Origin of the sequence: Frankia sp. R43 (assembly GCF_001306465.1) — a bacterium.
In the GTDB taxonomy this organism is placed as follows: domain Bacteria; phylum Actinomycetota; class Actinomycetes; order Frankiales; family Frankiaceae; genus Parafrankia; species Parafrankia irregularis.
In genome coordinates this window covers 470,607-485,469 of the sequence record NZ_LFCW01000008.1, presented here as the reverse complement: position 1 = coordinate 485,469, position 14,863 = coordinate 470,607, and the positions used below count along the sequence as shown (strand labels likewise).

The window sequence follows — 14,863 nt, the reverse complement described above, 5'->3', positions numbered from 1 at the left end:
CGTTGCTGTGGGGGGTCTGGTCGGTGCCTTCGCCGTACCAGCCGTAGGCGTTGCGCATGTCGGCGCCGGAGGAGAAGTAGCCGCCGGTGCCGCGGAGGAGGACGACCTTGGTGTCGTCGTCGTCTGCGAGTTCGTCGAGGTAGGCGGCGAGTTGGTCGCGCATCGGCGGGTCGTAGGAGTTGCGCCGCTGCGCATTGTTGATCGTGATGCGGGCGATGCCGGACTCCGGCTCCCGCTCCATCAGCACGCGTTCGTCAGTCAACGGCTCTTCCCTCTCCCGTTGCGCCCTGGGTCGTAGGCGATCCTAGGTGAAATCTTTATATATTTCACGACGTCGGTGAGCGTCATCACCTTCGCGGCGGACTGGCGGCCCCGTTCGGAGATCGTCGGGTCGCGCCTGGTGTGCCGAGGGTGCTGTCGCGGGGTGTCGGCGCCCGGATCCCGCTGCGCCGCACCTGCCGAGGTTGATGGAAATTATATATATGTTTTGCTAGCTTGTGGGCTGCTGGCGTCTCTCGTGGGCGTCGGCCAGGTCGGGGCGGCGCGAAGGACGGCTGGGGCGGGTGCTCCGCGAGACGGCACAGCTCCTGCCGGCACAGCGGCGATCCGCTGCCTGTGGGCGGCACTGTGAGGAGGAGGGCAGACCGTGGGTGTTCCAGCTGTGGACCCGGGCGACGAGCTCCGCTCGTTGGGCGCACGACTGCGCCGGTTCGAGGACCTTGAGGAGATCCGCCAGTTGTACATCGACTACGGGCGCCACCTCGACGCGGGGGACCCGGCCGCATACGCGTCGCTGTTCGCGCGCGACGCCAGGCTTCGGCTCGGCCCGGTCATGCGCGCGGACGGCCGGGAGGAGATCGAGAAGGCGGCGGCCAAGGTGGTCCGGCTCGCCCCGGACGGTTCGAGGAGCTCCGTCCACCTGCTCGCGTCACCTCGCATCGAGCTCACCGCCGGCAGTGACACGGCGTCCGGCGAATGCGTGTGGGCGGCGATCTCGAGTGCGCCGGACGGCGCGCCCAGGGTCCTCGTCGGCCGGCATGTCGACGTGCTGGTGCGTGAGGACGGGCGCTGGTGCTTCGCGCGCCGTGCCGGCCTCATCGACATCGGGGCTCTCGGCCCGGCGGACGGCCAGGAAGCCTAGCTGTTCGCCGTGGGATGGCCGCGTGCTCCCGCGGCCGTCCCACGCGGTCGTCGGCACAGCCCGACCCGGGGAAAGATCCTCAGGAACGTGCGCATCGTGGCCACCGCCGTGCCCGATGGAACGGGAGTGTGTGCCCGATGAGCAGGGACGCGGCGGTCGTCATCGAGGTGGGGGCGCCGCGGGCTGACGTTGCAGACGTGGCCGCCGAGTTCGGGTAACGTCCAGCCGACCCGGAATTATCTGGCTATTTTCGGCGGAGGTCCGGCCTCGGTCACTCGGGGCACCTGGGCGGCCGCGTGGAGGGCAGACGGATCAGTATCAGGGTCGTTCAATGGGGAACAGGCGCCGTGGGGCGGGAGGCGCTGCGGGGGATCATCAACCACCCGGCGCTGGAGCTGGTGGGCGTGTGCGTGAACGCCGCGGACAAGGAGGGGCGGGACGCGGCGGAGCTGTGTGGGCTGGCCGACCCGACCGGGGTCGTCGCCACCCGCGACAGCACCGCTCTGCTGGCGTTGCAGCCGGACTGCCTGTCCTACTTCGGGCCCGGCCCGGGCCGGGAGAAGGCGGTGGTCGCCGATCTCGTTCCCTTCCTGTCTGCCGGCGCGAACGTGGTGACGACGTCCCTGGCCGGGATGGTCTACCCGCCTGCCGCGGATGCCAGAAGCCGCGAGCCGCTGGCAGCCGCGGCGACCAGCGGCCAGACCTCCTTCTTCGCCACCGGGATCGAACCGGGCCTCGGCAGCGACCTGCTGCCGCTGAGCCTGCTGTCGGCCTGCGACGACGTCGAGTCGGTCCGGATCCAGGAGATCGCCGACTACAGCACCTACGGTGTCGAGGAGGCCATGCGGTTCGCGTTCGGCTTCGGCAATCCGCCCGACCAGCCCGGCATCCTGTTCACCGGCGACCTGCTCGTCAACGAGTGGGGAGCGGTGATCAGCCAGCTCGCCGACGCTCTCGGCCTGCGTCTCGACGGTATGGACACCGTGCACGAGGTCGCCATGGTGGACACGGACCTTTCCACGGCGATCGGCACCCTCCACGCCGGTGAGGTGTCCGGCGTGCGCTTCGAGGTGCGCGGACTGCTGGACGGCCGTCCGGTGATCATCCTGGAGCATGTGAACCGGATGGGAGCCGAGGTCGCCCCGGACTGGCCGCACGGGAGCGCGACGGACACCCTCGTCTACCGGGTCGAGATCGAGGGCCGCCCGGCCATGCGCTGCGAGCTGACCTTCGACCAGGTGGTCGGATCCGACCACGGCCTCATCGCCACGGCGATGCGCGCCGTCAACGCCATCCCGGCGGTGTGCGCGGCACCCAGCGGGCTGCTCAGCGCCCTCGATCTGCCGGTGATCGCAGGGCGCAACGTGGTGCGCCGGGTCTCATAGCGAACTCCGAACCGGTTCGGATGCTGCTCGGGGCCGGTCTCCCGGCCCCGAGCAGCATGGCCATCCGTACTAGGTGAAGTTGGTGAAGGTGGGTTCGGACCAGGTCCGTTCCTTTGTCACCGGCCAGCAGATGAAGGGCTTTTTCGGATCGCCCACGGGCTCGAACCGGCCGTTGTGGACCTTGACCAGGGTGATGCATTCCTGCTTGTAGCCATGGGTCACCGGGTCCGCCTCGGTGGGTGGCTCGTGCTGGCGGCTCCAGTCGATCGGGTCGATCAGCCCGTCCGCGCTGTAGTTCGTCATCCTGTTGGTGGCGGCGATGACCGACCCCCGGGTGAACGACGGGCCGGCGGCCTTGATGCCCTGGTAGGCGAGGTCGGCGTCGATCCAGCCGAGCATGGCGTACTCGGTGAGCTCGGACCCGGCCTTCTTCATCCAGGTCGAGAAGGTCTTCAGGCCGGAGGAGCCGGCGTCGGCCTCGAACGGGCGGAAGCGCGGCAGCACGTAGTCGCCCTCGAACAGGTCGCCGCCCGCGGCCACGAACTTCTGGTCGTAGGTGTTCTGGTGCACCATCGGGACATCGCCGACGCCCTGGCGTTCCATCTCCTGGGAGAAGGTCTTCATGGAGTTCAGGTCGATGCATCCGATGACCAGCTGGACGCCGGCGTTCTTCATCGCCGTAACCTCGGGGCCGGCGCCGTTGGGCAGGCCGTACGCCAGGGTGTCGTTCATGTAGACGACCTTCTGGCCGAACTTCCCGCCGAACGTCTCGATCGACCGGACGACCCCGTTCGCGCAGTTCTTCGACGGCGCCGCGACGCCGATTCCGAGCGCCGCGATTCTGGTGGCGCCGGCGAGCTTCGCGATATAGGACCAGTAGGTCTGGGTGCACTCGATGCAGAAGGAACCGGTGCTGGAGAAGGCCGAATCCTTGCCGACCATGTCACTGGCGTTCGCCGGCAGGGCGTAGAGCGGGACCCCTGCCTCCGCGAAGGCACCGAAGCCGGTGGCGAGAAGCGGCGCCGAGAACGTGCCGAAGGTGTTGTTCGCGGAGACGATCTTCAGTGCTTCCTGCTGGTTCTTGCCCAGCTGGTCGTCCACCGTCTCGGCGACCACCAGTTTACGGCCGTGGACCCCGCCCTCGCTGTTGCGATAGGCGAAGTACGCGTTCACGCCGCTGGCGAAACAGTCCAGGATGCAGGTGCCCAGCGGATTGTTGCTCTTCGTGCCGAGCATCGCGAACCGGATCTCGCTGTCGGTCACGCCGGGCCCCGCCGCCGTTCCCTGAGCCCCGCCGGACACCCCGGCGTCGGACGTGTCCGCGACCTTGCCCGACGAGTTCGAGCACGCCGTCACGGCCAGGAGGAGCCCAGCCGTCAGGACCGCCAGGCCGCGCAGTCGACGCGCCGGCGGGTTCCTGCGACGGCGTTCTCTGGGCGTGTTGAGTAACCAGTTGTCAGACCTTTTCACGGGTACTCCTCCCGGAGGGCGTGCTCGTTCGAGGTTCGTGCAGGTGTTCGCGGCTCCGCGGTGAGACCGTGCCCTCTGCGTGCCGTGTTCGCAGGCACCCTTCGCCGTGGCCGGTGGCACAGGAGCATGCGGTGTGCAGGGAGGCGGGACGTGGCGCACCTCCCTCGTTTCGGTGCTCGTCGGTTTGCGGGAGGATGTGTGACGTCCGCCACGAGGTGTCGAGGCAAAATATATAGAGATTAACCGCACCGTCAAGAGGTAGCTGCCTGTCCGAGTGGCTCTGCCGGCCGCTCGGCTCCCTCGTGGCCGGCGACCCGGTCGCGGTGGGCCACGCCCGGCGGCCGCCGGGCGTGGCCCGGTAGTGGCCCGGTCTGGCGCTGACGCGCCTGCGTCACTCCGTACGGCATCGCCGGAGCGCTCATGCGATGGCGTGTGCGAACACGGGAAAAGGGCCGATGTCGGCGGGCAGGTGGACATTGGTGAGCCGTTCGCCGACTGTGGTGTCCGGGATACGGCGGAGGAGACCGGGCCCGACGTCAGGATCGACCACACCGGCGGAATCTGTTCCGACCCGGGTCGTGTCCTCGCCTATGGCGGCGGCGAGATTCTCCAGCAGTTCAATATCCGCTGTGTCGGCCGCCCGATCGCGGGCGGATGGCGCGCTGGACGTACATGCGCGAGGTGCAGGAGCAGTTCTGCCCGGAGCCCGCGAGCAGGCCCATGCCGGCGCCGGGAATCGCCCGGGTGAGGTCGGCGTCGTCGAACAGTCTGCGTCCAAAATGGGTACTTCAACGCCGTGTACACGGATGGTTTGTCGCTCTGTCCACGTAGATGCGGAGCTGAGCGAACGGCAGGCTGCGCTAATGTATAGATGTATTGGTCGGTCTGCGGCGTGTGGGCCGAGGGGGCGGGCCTGACGTCCTACCCCTGGCAGGGCTCGAGGGGATCGTTCGTGAGCGAGAGCTTCATCGAGTACGAGGTAGCGGAGCGGGTCGCGACGATCACGCTCAACCGGCCGCAGGCGGCGAACGCGCAGACACCGGAGCTGCTTGACCAGCTTGACGAGGCGTGGCGGCGCGCGGCCGACGATCCGGAGGTTCGGGTCATCGTTCTGCGCGCCAACGGGAGGCACTTCTCCGCCGGGCACGACATCAAGGGCGTCGGCGGAGCCGGGAACGGCCAGCGGCCGGCGCTGACCCTCGGTGGGATCTACGCCGTGGAGGCGAAGCGGTTCCTCGAGTACTCGTTGCGCTGGCGCAACGTGCCGAAGCCGTCGATCGCCGCGGTGCAGGGTGTCTGCATCTCCGGCGGCCTGCTGCTGTGCTGGCCGTGTGACCTGATCATCGCGGCCGACAACGCGAAGTTCTCGGACCCGGTGGTCAACATGGGGATCGGTGGCGTGGAGTACCACGGCCACACCTGGGAATGGGGTGCCCGCAGGGCGAAGGAGATGCTGTTCACCGGCCGCGGGATGGACGCCCACGAGGCCGAGCGGGTCGGCATGGTCAACCGGGTCGTGCCGCTCGACGAGCTGCGCACGGCGACCCACGAGCTGGCCGCGCAGATCGCCCGGATGCACCCGTTCGCGCTGCGGCAGGCGAAGCGCGCGGTCAACCAGACGCTGGACGTGCAGGGTTTCTACGCGGCCGTGCAGTCCGTGTTCGACATCCACCAGACCGGCCATGGTCATGCGCTCAGCGAGTCGGGCCTGCCGATCCTCATGCTGCTGGACGACATGAAGTCCCAGATCGGCAGGTAGCCGGTCGCCCGGTTCCGACGGCCGGGCCCGCCCGTCGGCGCCGGGCCGGGCCCGTCAGAACTGGGTGCCACCGTCGATGTTGATGACCGCGCCGGTCAGGTATCCGGCGCGGGGGGACAGCAGGAAGGCGAAGAGCTCGCCGACCTCGGTCGGTGTGCCGGGGCGGCGCAGGGCGACGTCCATGTGCCACTCGTCGACCATGACCTGCTCCAGCAGGCCTTCTGGTGGCACGCCGCGTTCCTGTGCGAGGTGCTGGCGCAGGCCGGCGAGGGAGTCTGTCTCGATCGCGCCGGGGCAGACGCAGTTGGCTCGCACGCCGGCGGCGCCGTATGCCCGGGCGATGGTTTTGGTGAAGGTGGCGATGCCGCTTTTCAGGGTGATGTAGGGCAGGCGGTCGGGGTGGTAGGCGCGCATTCCGTAGGCGGCGGTGGTGACGATGGTGCCGCCGCCGGCCGCGACGAGGTGGGGGACCGCGGCACGTACCGCGCGCACCGTGCCCATGAGGATGTCGTCGAACGCCTCGGCCCACACCTCGTCGGAGGCTGCCGCGAGCCCGCGGTGCGAGCCCTGGCCGGTGCCGGTCGTCACGGCGATGCCGGCCAGTTCGCCGAGGGTGTCGGCCGCTTCGGTGAGGATCCGGTCGGCCTCGCCTGCGGTGTTGACGTCGCCGACCAGCGCCGTCGCGCCCAGGCCGAGCTGGCGTACCGCGGCCTCGGCCCGCTCGCGGCTGCGGCCGACGACCGCCACCCGGGCGCCCTCGGCGACCAGCAGCTGCGCGGTGGCCAGCCCCATGCCGGCCGTTCCGCCGACGACAACGTACGCACGGTCGCGTACTCCGAGATCCATCCTCGGCTCCGATTCTGTGAGCGGCGGCAGGTGAGGGGCGGCCGGTGGGACGGCGGACGCGGCGGCCCGGGCGGGCCGCCGCGTCCGCCGCGTGATGGTGTGATGATGCGCTGCGGTTCAGGCCGCGCGCGGCATCCCCAGGATCCGTTCGGCGATCAGGTTGCGTTGGATCTGGGAGGTGCCGGCGGCGATGCTGTACTGCAGCGACCAGAGGTAGGCGCGGGCGGTCTCGACGCCGTCGATGCCGGCGCCCTGTACACCGCCGATGGCGGCGCGGCCGAGGACCCGTACCGCGAGTTCGCTGAGTTCCTGGCTGAGCTCGCTGAAGCGCAGCTTGACGGCGGAGCCGGTGGGTGCGGGCAGTCCGGTGGCCTCGGCCTCGGCGATGCCCTTCTGGGTCATCCGCCACAGGCCGTCGGCGCTCGCCTCCAGCCGGCCGACGTGCGTGCGCAGTGCCGGGTCGTCCCAGGCGGTGCCGCCGCCGGTGGCGGGGACGAGACGGGCGGCCCGGACGAGGTCGCGCAGCTGGGTGCGCAGGGTGATGATGTGCTGGGCGAAGGCGGTGCCGCGTTCGAAGCGCAGTGTCACGTTGGTGACCCGCCAGCCGTCGTTCTGGGCGCCGACGAGGTTGGCCACGGGTACCCGGACGTCGGTGAGGAACACCTCGCAGAAGTGGCTCTCACCGTCGATCGTGCGCATGGGGCGGACCTCGACGCCGGGGGAGCGCATGTCGAGGATGAGCCAGCTGATGCCGCGGTGCTTGCGGGCGTCCGGGTCGGTGCGGACGAGCAGTTCGCAGTAGTCGGCGACGTGCGCGCGGGTGCTCCAGATCTTCTGCCCGTTGACGACGTACTCGTCGCCGGCCCGGACGGCGCTGGTGCGCAGGGAGGCGAGGTCGGAGCCGGCGGAGGGCTCGGAGAAGCCCTGGCACCAGATGTCCTCGCCGCTGAGGATGCGGGGGAGGTGGTAGGCGCGCTGGGCGTCGGTGCCCTCGGCGATGAGGGTGGGGCCGGCGTGCATCATGCCGACGAAGTTCACGCTGATGTACGGGGCGCCGGCGCGGGCGTACTCCTCCAGGTAGACGAGCTGCTGGGTGACCGGTGCGCCGCGGCCGCCGAACGTGGCCGGCCAGTGCAGGCCGGCGTATCCGGCGTCGTGGAGCTTGCGCTGCCAGGCGGTGTCGTAGGCGCGGCGCGCGGGCCAGTCGCCGGGAGGCGGCGGCGGTCCGTGCGCGGGGACCTCGGCTTCCAGCCAGGTGCGGAGCTCGGCGCGGAACGCCTCGTCCTCCTCGTTGTAGGTCAGGTCCATGCAATGCTCCTACCTGGTTGATCAGGGCGTCTGTGTGAACAGCGCGCGTACCGCGGTGAGGTCGACCTTGCCCGACGGCGTGCGCGGCAGGGACTCGACGACGAGCAGCCGTGCCGGCAGCTCGTAGCGGGCCAGCACGCCGGCCGCGTCGGCGAGGAGCTCCTCGGCGGTGACGGTGATCCCGGGTCGGGGCTCGACGGCGGCCACCGGGACGGCGCCGAGGCGGGGGTCGTCGAGGCCGACGACACAGGCGCCCCGTACCCGCGGGTCACGTTCGAGGGCGGCCCGCACATCGTCGGGGAGGATCTTGAACCCGCCGCGGATGATGGCCTGGTCCGCGCGGCCGAGGATCCACAGGAAGCCGTCGGCGTCGAGCCGGGCCAGGTCGGTGGTGCGGGTCCACCCGGCCTGCTCGCCGAGCTGGCGGGCCCGCACCTCCAGCAGCCCCGGCTCGTCGGGACCGAGCGGGGCCCCGGTCTCGGGGTCGACGACCCGCAGCTCGCAGCCGGCGTGGGCGCGCCCGACGCTGCCGCGCTTGGCCGTCCAGTACCGCTCGTGGTCGGCGAGGTTCCAGCCGGCCACCCCGCCGCCGAACTCGGTCGCCGCGTAGGACGTCAGCACCGGCACGCCGTACCTGAGCTGGAAGGCGTCGGCGTCCTCGGGCGACAGCGGCGCGGTGCCCGAGATCACCGACCGCACGCTCGACAGGTCGTCGCGGTCGAGATCGGCGTCCAGCACCATCCGCAGCGCCGCGGGGACCAGGCTGACGGTCGAGGGCCGGTGGCGGCGTACCGCGTCCGCCCACTGGTCGACCCGGAACTTCTCCAGCAGGCAGAACGCGCGGCCGTCGTTGACGCACTGCAGGACGCGGAACAGCCCGCCGAGGTGGACCAGCGGCGCGTTGACGACGACGACGCCGCGGCGCAGCCGCAGGCCGGCGTCCGGGTTGCGCTCGTAGTGCTTCGCCCCGGCGAGCACCAGGGAGAAGGTCTCGTAGGTCAGCGGCACCCGCTTCGGCGGGCCGGTCGTCCCACTGGTGAGCATCTCGACCGCGGTCTGCGGGCGCAGGTCGCCGTCACCGACCGGCGGCCCTTCGCCGGTGACGCGCACGACCCCGAGGTCGTCGCTGACGAACCGGCGCACCAGCGCCTGGGGCGCGAAGGCCGCGAGGTCCGCGGAGGAGCCGGCGACGGTCCCGACCGCGAGCGACTCCAGGTCGGCGCGTACCCGTTCCACCCCACGGCCCGGATTGACCGCGACCACGCAGGCGCCGTGACGCAGCAGTCCCAGCAGCAGGCCGAGCTGCGGGGGGCGGTTGCGCAGCAGCACCGCGACCCGCTCACCCGGCCGCACCTGCGATGCGAGCGCGTCGGCGGTCGCCGCCAGCTCGCCCCAGGTGTGCCAGCGCTGCTCGAACTCGACCGCGGGGGCGGACGGGTCGAGCGCCAGCACCTTCCCGAGCCGCTGGCTGAGCGTCGGAAGCTCGGCTGTGTCAGGGGCTGTCATCGGTACCGCCGTTCCGGTCGAGGCCTGACCTGCCAGTGCGCGCTGACGGGCGCCTGTCCACATACGGAGGGCGCCGTCGGATGCGACCTGGTCATGACGCCGCGACCTCGCTTCCGACTGCGGTGCCGAGCCGCGCGGCGTGGGACGACGCCGTGCCGAACTGGTTCTCCAGGACCCAGGCCCGCTTCAGGAAGTAGTGCGGGAGCATGTCCCAGGTGAAGCCCATGCCGCCGAGCACCTGCACGGCGGCGCGCCCGTTCGCGATCCCGGCCTCGCCGGCGAGCAGCTTCGCCGCGCTCGCGGCACGCTGCGGGTCACCGGCGCGGGGGTCGGTCGCGACCGCGGCGGCGGCGTACGCGGCGGCCCGCGCCAGCTCCACCCGGACGTACATGTCGGCCAGCATGTGCTTGACCGCCTGGAACGAGCCGATCGCGACGCCGAACTGCTCACGTTCGAGCGCGTAGTCGCGGGCCACGTCGAGCGCGCCCTGCGCGACACCGACCAGCGCCGCGGCGCTGAGGACCTCACCGCGCAGCCGCAGCCGGCCCGCCTCGGCCGCACCACCGACCACCCGGCCCGCGGGGACGTCCGGGAGGACGGCGACGGGTGTCAGCGGGTCCAGCGGCGCACCGGTGACGGATCCCGCCACCTCCGCACGCGGGCAGGCCTCCAGCCGGTCGTCGTACGCCACGAGCAGCACGTCGCACTCGTCACCATGCTCGACGACCAGCGGGCCGGTCGTCGAGCCGGCCACCGAGCCGTCGATCGTGACGCCGGCGACCCGGACGGTTCCCTCGGTCGCCCCGTCGACGAAGGGCGCGGCGAGGGTGGACCAGAGCACCGGTCCGCCGGCGAGGTGCGCGCCGAGCTGCTCGAACGCGATCGCGGCCTCGACGAGGCCCAGCCCCGAACCGGCCTCGGAACCGGCCTCGGACCCGGGCTCGGCGTCGTCGAGGAGCAGGCCGAGCACGCCGAGCTCGGCCAGTGCCGACCACAGCGCGGCGTCCGTGGGCTTGCCCTCGCGGGCCGCGAGGTCGTCGAGGGAGAAGTGGTCAGCGCAGAACGCCCGGACGGCGTCGCGCATCGCCAGCTGGTCGTCGTCGAGGCGGAACTGCATGGGACGTCGTCACCTATCGCTAGTCGGGCATATATCTAGATATTAATCCGATACCCTGTGCCCCGCACGACACTGTCCCCGCTTTTCGGGCCGGACGCGCGGCGATCGCCCCGGGAGGCGCCGTCAGGCGGCCACGGTCCGGGCGATGATCTCGGTGCCGAACGCGGCGACCCCGTCGAGGACCTCGGCGCGGGTGTCACCGGGCACGCTGACGGTGAGCCAGCTGACGCCCGCGGTGGCCAGGGCGGTGATGCGGTCGAGCCGCTCGTCGACGGATGTCGCCCGGTTGGCGAGGGTCGGCTCGGACCAGCAGATGTCGAAGGGCCCGGTGGCGCCGGCGCGCTGGGAATGGACGTACCGGATGGCAGCCGCGAGATCGTCGACGGACTCGATCGTGGCGGTGCGGGACGCCGCGGCGAAGCCGCCGGTGTGGAACGGCGCCCAGCCGTCGAAGCGGGCGGCCCGGCGGATGGCCGGCCTGCTGTTGCCACCCACCCACACCGGCGGCCGGCGGCCGGACGGAGGCACCGGCCGGAACCGGACGCCGCGAGCGGAGAAGTCCGATCCCTGCCAGGCGAGATCGTCACCGGTGAACACCGCGTCGAGGACGGCCAGGGCCTCGTCCAGGATCTCGCCGCGCCGGTCGAAGTCGATGCCGAGAGCCCGGAACTCCGGCCGGAGGTAGCCGGCGGCCACGCCCAGGATCAGCCGCCCTCCGGCGAGCAGGTCGAGACTGTGGACGAGCTTCGCGCCCAGGAGCGGGTTGCGGTACGCGGGGACGTAGATGTTGGTCAGCAGCCTCAGGCCGGGGTCGGCCGCGGCGGCGAACGACAGGGCGACGAAGGGGTCCAGCGCGTGGTGCCCTCCGTTGTCGAGCCAGCGGGCGTCGGGGGCCGGATGATCGGTGACGTTCACCGCGTCGAAGCCGGCGGCGGCCGCGGCCCGGGTGAGCTCGGCGATCGCCTCGCCGGTGACGAACTCCTGCGGTCGGTGCGCCCGATGGGTGGGCAGCTCGAAGGAGAAACGCACGGGGGGCTGGACGTTCTGCTCGGCCGGCGACGACAGGGCGGAAGCCATCTTGGCGGTGTTCTCCTTGCCTGGCGGAGCGGTTGACTGACGGCGGGCCCGGTCCGCGCGGACACCCGGGGCCGTGCGATGGTGGATGTACACCGGCCTGGGGCAGTCAGGTTGCGGCACGCGCCGACCGGCCCGCCGAAGCTCTCAAAATATCTAGATATTCACCCTACGGTCGGGTGGCGGTGCGGTGCAACCCCTGCGGCGCGGTCGCGCGCGGAGGCTGGGTGTGGCCTGCGGTGGATCGCCCGCCACGGATCGCCCGCCACTTGACGTGACGCTTAATATATAGATGTTTTGAGTTGGCGACCTCGCTGTGGGTGGGTGACGGTGCAGGAAAGCGATTTCAGTGAGGCGCTGGCCTCGGTTCGCCGGTTCGCCGGTTCGTGCGCGAGCGTGTCGTGCCGGCGGAAGCCGAGATCGAGCGAACGGATGCCATCCCGGCGGGCATCCGCACCGAGGCGGCGGACATGTGGGGCTGTTCGGCTTCGCGATTCCGGAGCTGTACGGAGGCCTGGGCCTGTCGATGAGCGAGGAGGTCCGGCTCGTCTTCGAGCTTGGCTACACCACCCCCGCGTTCCGCTCGATGTTCGGGACGAACAACGGCATCGCCGGCCACGTCCTGCTGGAGGGCGCGACGGAGGAGCAGGAGAAGGCCTACCTGCCACCCGGACGGGACCGTCCTGCGCGAAGTACTTCGCCTCGGAGGCGGTGGGGCGCATCGCCGACCGGGCCGCCAGATCCACGGCGGCAGCGGATACATGCGGGGCGTGCCGGTCGAGCGCTTCTACCGCGACGCCCGGCTGTTCCGGATCTACGAGGGCACCAGCCAGATCCAGCAGATCGTCATCGCCCGGCAACTGCTGGCCGGCGTGGGCTGACGGCTCGCCGGTGCCCCGGGCGCCGGGCCGGCCCGGCGCCCGACCGGCGGATGTGCCGACGTCCGCCGGGTGGCCGCCGAATTGCGCGCCTGCGGGAGTGGCGTCACGATCACAGACAGTGGAGGACTGTACTGCCGCACCTGGGGGAGGAACGAGCGTTGGGCGAACGTGGATCACCCGGCCCAGAGCTGCGCCAGGACGGCGAGCTGCTGATACTCGATCTCGGCCCTGACCAGAACCTCTTCGACGGGAACCGCGTCGCCTGGATCAACAGTCTCCTGGACGAGGTGGAATAGGCCCCGACGCCGCGCGCCCTCATCACCACCGCCTCCGGGAAGCACTGGTGCAACGGCGCTGACCTCGGATGGATCTTCGGGATCGGGGAAAGCGGGCTCGAGTCCTTCGCGGCCGACGTCCTCCGGCTGTACGCCAGATTCGTCGCTCTCCCCATGATCTCCGTCGCGGCCCTTCAGGGGCACGCCTTCGCCAACGGGGTCATGCTCGCACTGGCGCACGACTACCGCCTCATGCAGTGTGGTCGCGGCCGCATGGGCCTCCCCTACGCCGATGCCGGCTTTTTCTACACCTGGGGTGAGATCAGTCTGCTGCGGGCGAAACTTCCCCCGTTCACGGCGCTGGAGATGACCACGACCAGCCGGACCTACGACGCGGACGCCGCGGCGGAGCGCGGTCTCGTCGACCTGGCTGTCCGGGACGAACCCGTGCTGACGGCCGCGGCCGAGTTCGCCCGGCCGCTGGCCTACAAGAACGCGGGTGTGATCGAGGCACTCAAGCGGCACCTCTTCGCCGACGCGCTTGAAGCGCTGTGCGGGCCGCGGGCCACGGCCACTGGTCATGGCGGCCACGAGCCGGCCCGCCCCTCACTCGAACGCTGGTAGCACCCTCGCGCTCGAACGGCCGCAGGCTGGACCAGGCCAGATCGATCGGTATTTCCCCCGCACAACGGGTGCAGCGACACGAAGGGGAACACGACCACGCCGAGCTCGGCGACCTACCCGCCCGGGGAAGCAGTTCCTACCGGTGGCGAAACGAGCCGTTCGTACGGCCGGGAATTCGGGTGACCCGGATCGACGGTAACACCGATGTGCCGCTGTACCAGGAATGTTCCTTCTTGCCGGCCCCACGCCGCGCTCACTAGGAAAAGGGCATGAGTCTTGCGGACGGGCTGCGTGCCCTGCTGGACAGCCGAGTGTTCGTGACCGTGTCGACGCTGAATGCCGACGGCGGTCCACACTCCTCGGTGGTCTGTGTTCATCGCGACGGCGACGACGTGTTGTTCTCCACCACGGCCGGGCGGGTCAAGGCCCGAAACCTGGCCCGCGACCCGCGGGTGAGTATCTGCGTGGTCGATCCCGCGAACCCGCTCCGCTATTTCGAGATCCGGGGCACCGCGGAGCTGAGTGAGGACACCGACCGCGGGTTCCAACGGATCATCAACGACAAGTACCTGGTGGGGGACCCGCCGTCGGACCCGGAGGGCACGGTGCGGCTGGTTGTGCGGGTGGTGCCGCGCAAGGTCATCGGCTTCGCGGTCTGACGTCGGCGTGATCAACGCGGGTCGTGGTCGCCCGGCGATCCATGATCGGCGCGACGATCGGCCGCTCGAAAGTCTGTTTCATACTCGTGAGCCCAGCCGCGGTGGACACCTTCCTCCGGGCCTACGCGCCGTCGTCCTGACGGCCTCCCGAGGTGTGACCGGGCGGCATCGCCGCCGTGGCGGCCGCGCCGCCGGCGGCGAACGTCGCCAGGAACTCCCGTAGCTTCTCCTGCCCCTCGTCGGTGGCCGACGCGTCGTCGGTGACGAGCCGGGCGAGTGTCGGGACCGCGTGCGGCCAGGCGCTGAGGCCGATCAGGGTGAGCAGCAGCCAGCGTGCGTTCTCCTCATCCGAGCCCTCGGTGTGGGGCTTGAGCGCCCGGGTGCTGAGCGCGTAGCAGTCACGGCGGCCCTGCTCGTCGGGCAGTGGGCTCTCGGCGGTGCACTCCAGCGCCTCCCAGAGCAGCATGCGCAGCAGCGCGGGATTGCGTCGCTGGAACTCGTAGGACTTGTGGATGTAGCTGGCGACGTCCTCGTCGACCTCGACGATCGTGGCGGTGCGCATCTCCTCCAGCATCTCGGCCAGGACCCGGCGGTGGAGTTGCTGCTTGTCGCCGAAGCTCGCGTAGATCCGCTCCTTGTTGCAGCCGGCGCGCGCGGCGATCCGGTCGACCCGTGCTCCTGCCAGCCCGAACGCCGCGAACTCGGTGCGGGCGGACTGCAGGATCGATCTGCGGGTGGCGTCACCGTCGCGTGGCATGGGCTCAAGGGTAGGCCTCGCAGCGTCGCACGCCATTACAACCAACCAGTTGGTGTGCTAC

Annotated in this window: 14 protein-coding genes and 2 pseudogenes; 7 read left to right on the top strand and 9 right to left on the bottom strand. The window is 70.7% G+C overall.

Annotated elements, in window-relative coordinates:
- Positions 1-262 (bottom strand): enoyl-CoA hydratase/isomerase family protein (locus tag ACG83_RS32105; RefSeq protein ID WP_369812933.1); only part of this gene is annotated, 262 nt, incomplete at its 3' end.
- Between the two features lie 384 nt (positions 263-646).
- Here ACG83_RS32105 and ACG83_RS32100 point away from each other — a divergent pair.
- Positions 647-1,141, top strand: coding sequence for a nuclear transport factor 2 family protein (locus ACG83_RS32100; protein ID WP_083473762.1), 495 nt, complete (start codon positions 647-649; stop codon positions 1,139-1,141).
- A gap of 347 nt (positions 1,142-1,488) precedes the next feature.
- Entirely contained in the window at positions 1,489-2,526 is a 1,038-nt protein-coding gene (locus ACG83_RS32095) for a hypothetical protein (RefSeq protein ID WP_063793267.1), read from the top strand.
- A gap of 69 nt (positions 2,527-2,595) precedes the next feature.
- Here the strand turns inward: ACG83_RS32095 and ACG83_RS32090 are convergent, their stop codons facing one another.
- Entirely contained in the window at positions 2,596-3,996 is a 1,401-nt protein-coding gene (locus ACG83_RS32090; protein WP_083473761.1) for an ABC transporter substrate-binding protein, read from the bottom strand.
- A 653-nt stretch (positions 3,997-4,649) separates the two neighbouring features.
- Positions 4,650-4,763 (bottom strand): annotated as a pseudogene (locus ACG83_RS48155) (aldehyde dehydrogenase family protein); the annotation flags it as partial.
- A 185-nt stretch (positions 4,764-4,948) separates the two neighbouring features.
- Here ACG83_RS48155 and ACG83_RS32085 point away from each other — a divergent pair.
- Entirely contained in the window at positions 4,949-5,755 is an 807-nt protein-coding gene (locus ACG83_RS32085; RefSeq protein ID WP_054570029.1) for an enoyl-CoA hydratase, read from the top strand.
- Positions 5,756-5,809: 54 nt separating this feature from the next.
- On the opposite strand, the gene ACG83_RS32080 is transcribed toward ACG83_RS32085, so the two are convergent.
- From ACG83_RS32080 to ACG83_RS32060, 5 genes are all read right to left on the bottom strand, one after another.
- Positions 5,810-6,601 carry an SDR family oxidoreductase gene (locus tag ACG83_RS32080; RefSeq protein ID WP_054569975.1) on the bottom strand — a complete coding sequence of 264 codons (792 nt, stop codon included), beginning with the start codon at positions 6,599-6,601 and terminating at the stop codon, positions 5,810-5,812.
- 117 nt (positions 6,602-6,718) lie between these two features.
- Complete coding sequence (locus ACG83_RS32075) at positions 6,719-7,909, bottom strand: acyl-CoA dehydrogenase family protein (protein WP_054569974.1); 1,191 nt, start codon at positions 7,907-7,909, stop codon at positions 6,719-6,721.
- Between the two features lie 21 nt (positions 7,910-7,930).
- Positions 7,931-9,415 carry a class I adenylate-forming enzyme family protein gene (locus ACG83_RS32070; protein ID WP_054569973.1) on the bottom strand — a complete coding sequence of 495 codons (1,485 nt, stop codon included), beginning with the start codon at positions 9,413-9,415 and terminating at the stop codon, positions 7,931-7,933.
- A 91-nt stretch (positions 9,416-9,506) separates the two neighbouring features.
- Positions 9,507-10,532 (bottom strand): acyl-CoA dehydrogenase family protein, encoded by a 1,026-nt coding sequence (locus ACG83_RS32065; protein ID WP_054569972.1) that lies wholly within the window; start codon positions 10,530-10,532, stop codon positions 9,507-9,509.
- Between the two features lie 123 nt (positions 10,533-10,655).
- Positions 10,656-11,609 carry a TIGR03619 family F420-dependent LLM class oxidoreductase gene (locus tag ACG83_RS32060; RefSeq protein ID WP_054570028.1) on the bottom strand — a complete coding sequence of 318 codons (954 nt, stop codon included), beginning with the start codon at positions 11,607-11,609 and terminating at the stop codon, positions 10,656-10,658.
- Positions 11,610-11,992: 383 nt separating this feature from the next.
- Between ACG83_RS32060 and ACG83_RS48150 the strand changes: the two are divergent.
- The 4 genes and pseudogenes from ACG83_RS48150 (at position 11,993) to ACG83_RS32050 (ending at position 14,045) form a co-directional block, all read left to right on the top strand.
- Positions 11,993-12,487: pseudogene (locus ACG83_RS48150) on the top strand (acyl-CoA dehydrogenase family protein).
- 158 nt (positions 12,488-12,645) lie between these two features.
- Positions 12,646-12,783 carry a hypothetical protein gene (locus ACG83_RS45580; protein ID WP_161934820.1) on the top strand — a complete coding sequence of 46 codons (138 nt, stop codon included), beginning with the start codon at positions 12,646-12,648 and terminating at the stop codon, positions 12,781-12,783.
- A 21-nt stretch (positions 12,784-12,804) separates the two neighbouring features.
- Complete coding sequence (locus ACG83_RS41710) at positions 12,805-13,386, top strand: enoyl-CoA hydratase/isomerase family protein (protein WP_083473759.1); 582 nt, start codon at positions 12,805-12,807, stop codon at positions 13,384-13,386.
- A 269-nt stretch (positions 13,387-13,655) separates the two neighbouring features.
- The gene (locus ACG83_RS32050; protein WP_054569970.1) at positions 13,656-14,045 is read left to right on the top strand and encodes a PPOX class F420-dependent oxidoreductase; all 390 of its coding nucleotides are present in this window, start codon (positions 13,656-13,658) and stop codon (positions 14,043-14,045) included.
- A gap of 121 nt (positions 14,046-14,166) precedes the next feature.
- Here ACG83_RS32050 and ACG83_RS32045 read toward each other — a convergent pair whose 3' ends face one another.
- Positions 14,167-14,802, bottom strand: coding sequence for a TetR/AcrR family transcriptional regulator (locus ACG83_RS32045; protein ID WP_054569969.1), 636 nt, complete (start codon positions 14,800-14,802; stop codon positions 14,167-14,169).
- Positions 14,803-14,863: the final 61 nt, after the last annotated feature.